Here is an 8178-nt window from a genome sequence, read left to right on the forward strand (position 1 = left end):
CCGGCAGACCTGTTTTAAATTCTGATTTTACGCCGACTCGCGCGCGATAAGCTGCCCGGAAAGCGTAATGCGCTGGGTTTGCAGCGTCGGCTCCTTCAGCGTGCGAATAATCAGCCCGGCCGCCTGACGCCCCGTCTCTTCGCTGGCGGACGACACGTAGGTAAAGGACGGCGAGGTGAGGTTAACGTGGAGCATATCTTCGAAACCGACCAGCGCGACCTGCTGCGTCAGAAACACATCTTTACCCACCGTTCGTCCCACCTGATGGATACCGGAGATGGAGCCGATCATGGCATCCGGCGAGTGGCAGAGCAGGGCGGTGATGGTATTGTTTTTTTCCAGCAGCTGGCGGGTGGCGAAACCCGCAGCCAGGGTATCATCGTCGCAGGCCGGAGAATATTCATCGCGCCAGACCAGACCGTTCTGCGTCATCGCGCTGCGAAAACCGAGCAGGCGCTGTTCGCGGATAAGGCAGCCTTCACGTCCGCCAATGTAGGCGATATTGCGATGGCCGCGCTCGATAAGATAACGCACCGCCAGATTTGCCGCCTGACGGTTATCGCGCATCACCAGATTGCATTTTTCATCCAGCAGCGACTGAGAGACCACCACCAGCGGCAGCGGGCAGCGGCGAATCTGCTCCGGCAGGGTAGACGTGCGGGTATCGGAGGCCAGATAGATAACCCCGGCGACGCCCTGCTGCTTAAATGACAGCAGGCAGCGCTCAAGATGGTCATGGTCGTTCTGGGGCTGGCCGAGAAAAACCATATACCCCTGTTTTTCAAGATCCTGGACGATGCTCGCCATCACTTTGATGGAGAAACTGTCGCTAAAGTCACGGAGGATCAGGCCAATCAGATTGGACGTATTGGCGCGGAGGTTGGCAGCGGCAACGTTATGAACATAGCCCAGCGTATTGATGGCAGCGTTGACCTTCTCGATCGTTGCCTCTGAGATTTTCCCTTTCTGGCGCAAAACCAGCGAGACCGTTGAGACCGATACGCCCGCGTGCTTTGCGACATCAATAATGCTGACTTTCTTCAAAACCGCTCCCTGAAATTCACCGATTATCAGTCAGATACGACAATGCGTCTCCCAGACTACAGGAGACGCGTCGTTCAGGCATCTTATTATTTGCCGATCATGGTGGACATGGTCTGGGCGATAAACTGTGCTCTGGCACCGAAAATCACCTGAATACCGTTGTCGCCGACGAAGACCACGCCGCGCGCGCCGAGTCCGTTCAGGCCGTCCTTATCGACCACCTCGCTTTTTGCCACTTCCAGGCGAAGGCGGGTGATACAGGCGCCGACGGAGTCGATGTTGTGCGCCCCGCCCAGCAGGGTGATGATCTCGGTCGCGAGTTCTGAATCAGACTTATCATCCGCGTTGGCGGTCACTTCAGTGCGGCCCGGCGTTTTCACGTCGAAACGACGAATCACAAAGCGGAACGTGAAGTAATAAATCAGGCCCATTGGAATGCCGATGATAATCGCATTCAGGAAGTTGGTCTTGTAGCCGTTAAAGGACGGCAGGATCCCGAATGAGAGATAGTCGATAAAGCCCGCGGAGAACGACTTGGCGATATGCGCATGCAGCAGATACATAGTCATGTAGGCCAGGCCTGCCATGATGGCGTTAAAGACGTACAGGATCGGCGCCACGAAGATAAAGGTAAACTCGACCGGTTCGGTGATCCCCGTCAGGAAGCAGGTCAGCGCCGCAGAGAACAGAATACCGGCCGCAATTTTCTTATTCTTCGTATGGGCTTCGTGATACATCGCCAGGCACGCGGCGGGCAGCGCGAACAGCATCAGCGGGAATTCGCCCTGCATGAATTTACCGGCATTCTGGTAGGTGTCACTGCTGAAGGACTTCACCCCTTCTTCCAGCATCTTGAACCAGATGGTCTGGTCGCCGTGGATCACCTGTCCTGCCTGGGTGGTGTAATCCCCGAACGAATACCAGAAGGACGGATACCAGATGTGGTGCAGGCCGAGCGGGATCAGCGCGCGCTCTACCAGACCGAAGATAAAGGTCGACGCCGCCTGATTATCGCCGTTAACCACCACGGAGAGCGCGTCGATACCGGCCTGAATATGCTGCCACACGTACGGCAGCAGCAGCCCCATCAGGAACGACAGAAACGCCGTTGCAATGGCCACGAAGCGCTTGCCGGAGAAGAAGCCCAGGAACTCCGGCAGCTGCATGGTGTGGAAGCGGTTATAGCACCAGGCCGCGAGAATACCGCAGATCAGGCCGCCGAAGACGCCCATCTGCAGCGTCGGGATGCCGACGACCATGGCGTATTTCCCGCCCTGGGAGGCCATCTCCGGCGTGATGCTCAGCACGGTACTGATGGTGATATTCGTGACAAACACCGACACCGCCGCAGACAGCGCCGCGATGCCGGATTCTGACGCCAGACCCACGGCGGAGCCAATGGCAAACAGCATCGGCAGGTTATCAAAGATAACCCCGCCCGCGTTCATCATCAGCGGCAGATGGAACTTATCGCCGAAGGCCAGCAGCAGGCCCGCAGCGGGAAGCAGTGAAATTGGCAGCATTAAGGCGCGACCAATCATCGATAACTTAGACAGCGATTTAACAAACCCTGATATCAGACTCATGCTGATTTCCCCCGAGTAGCGCTTTTTTGGCGCTGTTATTGTAAGTAGAACGTTTTAGTAGAACGTTCTACTTATCGTGGGCAAAGAGTGAAAAACGCGCAACAGAATTTTCATGTTTCAACAGATGAAATAGTGATTATTTGAAGTTGATCGATAAATAACCGCGATGGGTGTGAGGGGATTTAATATCCCCTCTCCCTGTGGGAGAGGGTTGGGGTGAGGGCATAAAACGGCTCAGGCCGTAACGGTTACGCTCTGTCCTTCAAAGCTCACGGTCTGACCCGCGACAATTTTGCAGCGCTTGCGCGTTTCTACCACGCCGTCGACTTTTACTAGCCCGTCGGCGATAACGATTTTCGCCTGCGCGCCGCTTTCGCTCCAGCCTTCCAGCTTCAGCAGGTCGCACAGCTCAACGTGCGGGTGTTTACCTAATGAAAAAGTTGCCATCTTACGCGTCCTCTACGTCGTGATATTCTTCGCACGCCTGCAGCGTGTTCTGAATCAGCGTTGCTACGGTCATCGGGCCTACGCCGCCCGGTACGGGGGTAATGTAAGACGCGCGCGCGGCGGCATCTTCGTACACCACGTCGCCGACCACTTTGCCGTTTTCCAGACGGTTAATCCCGACGTCCACAACGATCGCACCCTCTTTAATCCACTCGCCAGGAATAAAGCCCGGCTTGCCGACCGCGACGATCAGCAGATCGGCGTTCTCGACGTGGTGACGCAGGTTTTTGGTGAAGCGGTGGGTCACGGTGGTGGTGCAGCCCGCCAGCAGCAGCTCCATGCTCATCGGGCGGCCCACGATGTTGGAGGCACCGATAACCACGGCGTTCAGACCGTAGGTGTCGATGTTATAGCGCTCCAGCAGCGTCACAATGCCGCGCGGCGTGCACGGGCGCAGGCGCGGCGCGCGCTGGCACAGGCGGCCAACGTTGTACGGATGGAAACCGTCCACGTCTTTATCCGGTGCAATACGCTCCAGCACCTTCACGTTGTCGATACCCGCCGGCAGCGGCAGCTGAACCAGAATACCGTCGATCTCTTTATCGGCATTCAGGGTGTCAATAAGTTCCAGCAGCTCTGCTTCGCTGGTGGTTTCTGGCAAATCGTAAGAGCGGGAGACGAAGCCCACCTCTTCACACGCTTTGCGCTTGCTGCCGACATAAATTTGCGATGCCGGGTTGCTGCCAACCAGCACAACGGCCAGCCCGGGGGCGCGTTTTCCGGCAGCTTTACGCGCCTTCACTTTTTCCGCGACCTCAGAGCGCACCTGCTGCGCAATCGTTTTACCGTCAATAATCTTTGCTGCCATCAGAGAGAAGATTCCGTCTGTAACGTTTGAAAGGGGGGATGGCGTGTATTTTGTCAGAAGCGAGCGTCGCTGTCAGTCACCCTTTACGCGTTTTTATCAGTGAGACGCAAAAACCCTTCTTAGTGGATGGTCAATTTCTTAGGCGGTATTAGGATGTGACCTGGCGAAATGGCAGCGTTTTGACATATTTAAAAAACGCGTCCTGAGCTACTTTGTCTCCTCCGAAATAAGCTTTCAATTAATCAATTGAACGTATTTCTTATTCCCGATTATTCGCGGGAAGGGTTATTTACATTTTAAAGGAATAGACATGAAACTCAGCAACATTGCTTCTACTGTTATTGCTACTTTGGCCCTGGTTGCAGGTGCCGCAAATGCAGCAGATCCTGCTGCGCCGGTTTCCGTTAATGGCGGTACCGTACATTTTAAAGGTGAGCTGGTTAATGCGGCTTGTTCAGTAAATACTGATTCTTCCGAGCAGACCGTTAATCTGGGCCAGTATCGTACCGCGAAATTTACCAAAGTGGGCGACACCACCTCTAATATTCCATTCAACATTGAACTGAATGATTGCGATCCGCTGGTTGCCAAAACTGCAGCTGTTGCGTTCACCGGTCAGATCGACCCAACCGACAAAACCCTGCTGGCCGTGACCTCCGGTAACAACGACAACACCGCGAAAGGCGTGGGTATCGAGATCCTCGACAGCAAATCCAGCGTTCTGACCCCAGACGGCGCGACCTTCTCTGCTGCGCAGACGCTGATTGAAGGGACCAATACCCTGAAGTTCACCGCACGTTACAAATCAACGGCTGCCACCACTGAGCCAGGCCAGGCGAACGCTGACGCCACCTTCGTAATGAAATACGAGTAATTCTTCCGCACAGGGATGTTCAGGCCTCAGGGACGAGGCCCGTCATACGCAAATGCCAGGAACGAAGGATGACAAGGACTGGAACACTACTGCTGTTAACCCTTGCGATGGCTTGTCCGGCATCGGCGCATACCGTGGTGATCGAAGGTGGCAAGGTTCATCTCCGGGGTGAACTGGTGAACGGCGGCTGCGCCGTGGCGCCCGACAGCCAGAATATGCGCATCGACATGGGGCAGTACCGAACCAATTCATTTTCCGGTGTGGGCAGTTTTTCCACGGTTAACGTGCCTTTTACCGTGCGGCTGCTGGACTGCAGCGTTGATGTTTCGCGCACCGTGGGGATCCAGTTTCAGGGCGTGACGCCTGCAGAAGATCCGCAGGTCTTTCTGGCGACATCGCGGCCGGGTGAAACGCCTGTCAGCAGCGGCGTGGGGCTGGCGCTCTTTGACGAACAGCAGCGTCAGATTATCCCAAACGCCACGGCCGTCAGCTGGCTGCCGATCGACACCCGCGAGCTCGCGTTCCATTTTAGCGCCCGCTATCGGGCTATTTCCGAACACCTCGAGCCAGGCAAAATTCAGTCGGATGTCTGGTTTACGTTGATTTATCCATAACACCTGCGAACACATTATTAAAGGTACGGTTGTGATGAATACCCTAATTAAACCAGGACTTTTTTTATCGTTTATTTTGATGATGGTTTCTGCCTGCGCAAATGCTTCCGGCGGTATTGCGCTGGGGGCCACGCGCGTTATTTATCCCGCAGAGGCGAAGCAAACGTCGCTGGCGATCACCAACAGCAACAAACAGGAACGCTATTTAATTAACGCGTGGATCGAAAATGCAAGCGGGCAAAAAGAAAAAACCTTTGCCGTCACTCCGCCCCTGTTTGTCAGCGAGCCGAACAGTGAAAACACGCTGCGTATTATTTACGCCGGGCCGGCGCTGCCTGCCGATCGCGAATCGCTCTTTTACATGAACGTGAAGGCGATCCCGTCGGTGAACAAAGCGAAAACGGAAAACAATAACGTGCTGCAGCTGGCGATCCTCTCACGCATTAAGCTGTTTGTGCGCCCGAACAACCTGGCGATGCAGCCGGAAGAGGCGCTTTCCCAGCTGCGGTTTGAGCGCGCGGGCAGCCATCTCAAGGTCAGCAACGCTTCCCCGTATTACATCACCCTCGTCAATCTGAAGCTGGGCGGGCAGCAGCTGGATAACCTGATGGTTGCGCCGAAAAGCTCGGCACAGCAGGTGCTGCCAGCCGGTGCCAGCGGCACGCTTTCCTGGCAGAGCGTGAATGACTACGGTGCCATCACTCCGGCGCGTAGCGTTAACCTGTGAGCAGAGTCAGGGCGATGAAAAACCACCAGGGACGTTACTGCCCGGTTGCACTGGCGCTGATGGCTGCGCTCTGGCCGCAGGCTGGCTGGAGCGAAAGTTATTTCAACCCGGCCTTCTTGTCCGACGACACCGCCAGCGTGGCGGATTTGTCGCGTTTTGAACAAGGACACCAGCAGGCACCCGGCGTTTATCGCGTGGATATCTGGCGTAACGATGAGTTTATCGGTACCCAGGACGTGCGTTTTGAGCAGGTCGAGAACACGCCGCCGGTGGCGGGCGGTTTGTCGGCCTGCATTACGCGCGCGATGCTCGATCGCTTTGGTGTCAACGTCGCGGCGTTTCCCGAGCTGGCTAAGGTGCAGGGCGACACCTGCGTTCCGTTGACCACGGCCATACCCGGCAGCGAAACGGTATTCAACTTTGCCTCCCAGCGTCTGGACGTCAGCCTGCCGCAGGTGGCGTTGCAAAACAGCGCCCGGGGCTACATTCCGCCTGAACAGTGGGATGAAGGTATTCCTGCCGCGCTGGTGAACTACAGCTTCACCGGTAACCGGGGAAGCGAAGACGACAGCTATTATCTGAACCTGCAGAGCGGGTTGAACTATGGCGCCTGGCGTTTACGTAACAACGGCGCATGGCGGTACACGCAGAATAACGGGCAGCGGCACAGCGAGTGGCAGAATATTGGCACCTGGGCGCAGCGCACCGTCATCCCGCTCAAAAGCGAACTGGTGCTGGGCGACAGCAATACCGGGAATGACGTCTTCGACAGCATGGGTTTTCGCGGCGGGCGGCTCTTCTCGTCTGACAGCATGTACCCGGACAGCCTGCAGGGCTACGCGCCGACCGTGCGCGGGATTGCCCGTACGCCCGCCAAAGTGGTGGTTCGCCAGAACGGCTACGTTATCTATCAAAGCTATGTGCAGCCGGGCGCATTTGCCATTACCGATCTTAACCCGACCTCCTCAAGCGGTGACCTGGAAGTCACGGTCGAAGAGAAAGACGGCACCCAGCAGCGCTATACCGTGCCGTACTCCACCGTGCCGCTCCTGCAGCGTGAAGGTCGCTGGAAGTACGACCTCGTCGCGGGGGATTACCGCAGCGGGAACAGCGATCAGGATACGCCGTTTTTCACTCAGGGCACCCTGATTACCGGCCTTGCCAACGGTTACACGCTCTACGGCGGGACGCAGCTGGCGTCACGCTATACCGCGGTGGCCGTCGGGGCCGGGAAAAACCTGGGCGACTGGGGCGCGGTCTCGCTCGATATCACTCACGCCCGCAGCCAGCTCGCGGACGACAGCAAGCATGAAGGCCAGTCTCTGCGCTTCCTCTACGCGAAATCCCTTAACGGCTTCGGCACCAACTTCCAGCTGCTGGGCTACCGCTACTCCACAAAAGGGTTTTACACCCTCGACGATGTGGCCTGGCGCTCAATGGAGGGCTATCAGTATGCCGATAGCCAGAACGATAACGATGTGCCGGACGTGCAGAGTTATCACAACCTGACGTGGAATAAAAAAGGCCGCTTCCAGCTCAACGTATCTCAGTCTCTGGGGGACTACGGCTCGGTCTATATCTCCGGTAGCGAGCAGACCTACTGGGGAACAGACGAGACGAACCTCTGGTACCAGCTGGGCTACGCGGGAGGCGTGAAGGGGATTAACTACTCCGTCTCGTGGTCGTGGAATAAATCCGTTGGGATAGACGGCACCGACCGGATCGCGTCGTTTAACGTCTCCGTGCCGTTCAGCCTCTTTACCCGCCAGGGCTATCGCCGGGACAGCGCGATTGACCGCGCCTACGCTACGGCATCCGCCAGTCGAAACAGCGATGGCGACACAAGCTGGCAAACCGGCGTCAGCGGAACGCTGCTGGAGGACCGCAACCTGAACTACAGCGTGACCCAGGGGCACGCCAGCACCAACGGCTCAAGCGGAAGCGCCAGCGCCAACTGGCAGGCGACCTACGGCACGCTGGGCGTGGGCTACAACTACTCCCGCGACCAGCACGATCTC

General features: G+C 56.8%; 8 protein-coding genes. 4 read left to right on the forward strand and 4 right to left on the reverse strand.

What is annotated here, in order from left to right; all coding sequences use genetic code 11:
• Nucleotides 1-27: 27 nt before the first annotated feature.
• The 4 genes from malI to folD all read right to left on the reverse strand — a co-directional run bounded on the left by malI (nucleotide 28) and on the right by folD (nucleotide 3945).
• The gene (gene malI / locus UTM25_RS18870) at nucleotides 28-1044 is read right to left on the reverse strand and encodes a Mal regulon transcriptional regulator MalI (RefSeq protein WP_194399747.1); all 1017 of its coding nucleotides are present in this window, start codon (nucleotides 1042-1044) and stop codon (nucleotides 28-30) included.
• Between the two features lie 86 nt (nucleotides 1045-1130).
• Nucleotides 1131-2630, reverse strand: a complete 1500-nt coding sequence (locus tag UTM25_RS18875; RefSeq protein ID WP_029741054.1) for a PTS transporter subunit EIIC — start codon at nucleotides 2628-2630, stop codon at nucleotides 1131-1133.
• A gap of 234 nt (nucleotides 2631-2864) precedes the next feature.
• A complete protein-coding gene (gene ybcJ / locus UTM25_RS18880; RefSeq protein WP_023334767.1) occupies nucleotides 2865-3077 on the reverse strand; it encodes a ribosome-associated protein YbcJ in 213 nt (70 codons plus the stop codon).
• 1 nt (nucleotide 3078) lies between these two features.
• Complete coding sequence (folD, locus tag UTM25_RS18885; protein WP_008499332.1) at nucleotides 3079-3945, reverse strand: bifunctional methylenetetrahydrofolate dehydrogenase/methenyltetrahydrofolate cyclohydrolase FolD; 867 nt, start codon at nucleotides 3943-3945, stop codon at nucleotides 3079-3081.
• A gap of 310 nt (nucleotides 3946-4255) precedes the next feature.
• Between folD and fimA the strand changes: the two genes are divergently transcribed.
• From fimA to fimD, 4 genes are all read left to right on the forward strand, one after another.
• Nucleotides 4256-4819, forward strand: coding sequence for a type 1 fimbrial major subunit FimA (gene fimA / locus UTM25_RS18890; RefSeq protein ID WP_023310641.1), 564 nt, complete (start codon nucleotides 4256-4258; stop codon nucleotides 4817-4819).
• 68 nt (nucleotides 4820-4887) lie between these two features.
• Complete coding sequence (gene fimI / locus UTM25_RS18895) at nucleotides 4888-5433, forward strand: type 1 fimbrial protein subunit FimI (RefSeq protein ID WP_023310642.1); 546 nt, start codon at nucleotides 4888-4890, stop codon at nucleotides 5431-5433.
• A 34-nt stretch (nucleotides 5434-5467) separates the two neighbouring features.
• The gene (gene fimC / locus UTM25_RS18900) at nucleotides 5468-6160 is read left to right on the forward strand and encodes a type 1 fimbria chaperone FimC (protein WP_033144824.1); all 693 of its coding nucleotides are present in this window, start codon (nucleotides 5468-5470) and stop codon (nucleotides 6158-6160) included.
• Between the two features lie 14 nt (nucleotides 6161-6174).
• Nucleotides 6175-8178 (forward strand): outer membrane usher protein FimD (gene fimD / locus UTM25_RS18905; protein ID WP_320715176.1); only part of this gene is annotated, 2004 nt, incomplete at its 3' end.

The sequence above is a fragment of the Enterobacter sp. 61D5 genome (assembly GCF_034107965.1).
GTDB classification, from domain to species: domain Bacteria; phylum Pseudomonadota; class Gammaproteobacteria; order Enterobacterales; family Enterobacteriaceae; genus Enterobacter; species Enterobacter cloacae_M.

Bases quoted from the DNA above. Each gene is read 5' to 3' on its own strand.
- UTM25_RS18875 (WP_029741054.1), bottom strand. From the start codon at position 2,630: ATGAGTCTGATATCAGGGTTTGTTAAATCGCTGTCTAAGTTATCGATG.
- ybcJ (WP_023334767.1), bottom strand. From the start codon at position 3,077: ATGGCAACTTTTTCATTAGGTAAACACCCGCACGTTGAGCTGTGCGAC.
- folD (WP_008499332.1), bottom strand. From the start codon at position 3,945: ATGGCAGCAAAGATTATTGACGGTAAAACGATTGCGCAGCAGGTGCGC.
- fimA (WP_023310641.1), top strand. From the start codon at position 4,256: ATGAAACTCAGCAACATTGCTTCTACTGTTATTGCTACTTTGGCCCTG.
- fimI (WP_023310642.1), top strand. From the start codon at position 4,888: ATGACAAGGACTGGAACACTACTGCTGTTAACCCTTGCGATGGCTTGT.
- fimC (WP_033144824.1), top strand. From the start codon at position 5,468: ATGAATACCCTAATTAAACCAGGACTTTTTTTATCGTTTATTTTGATG.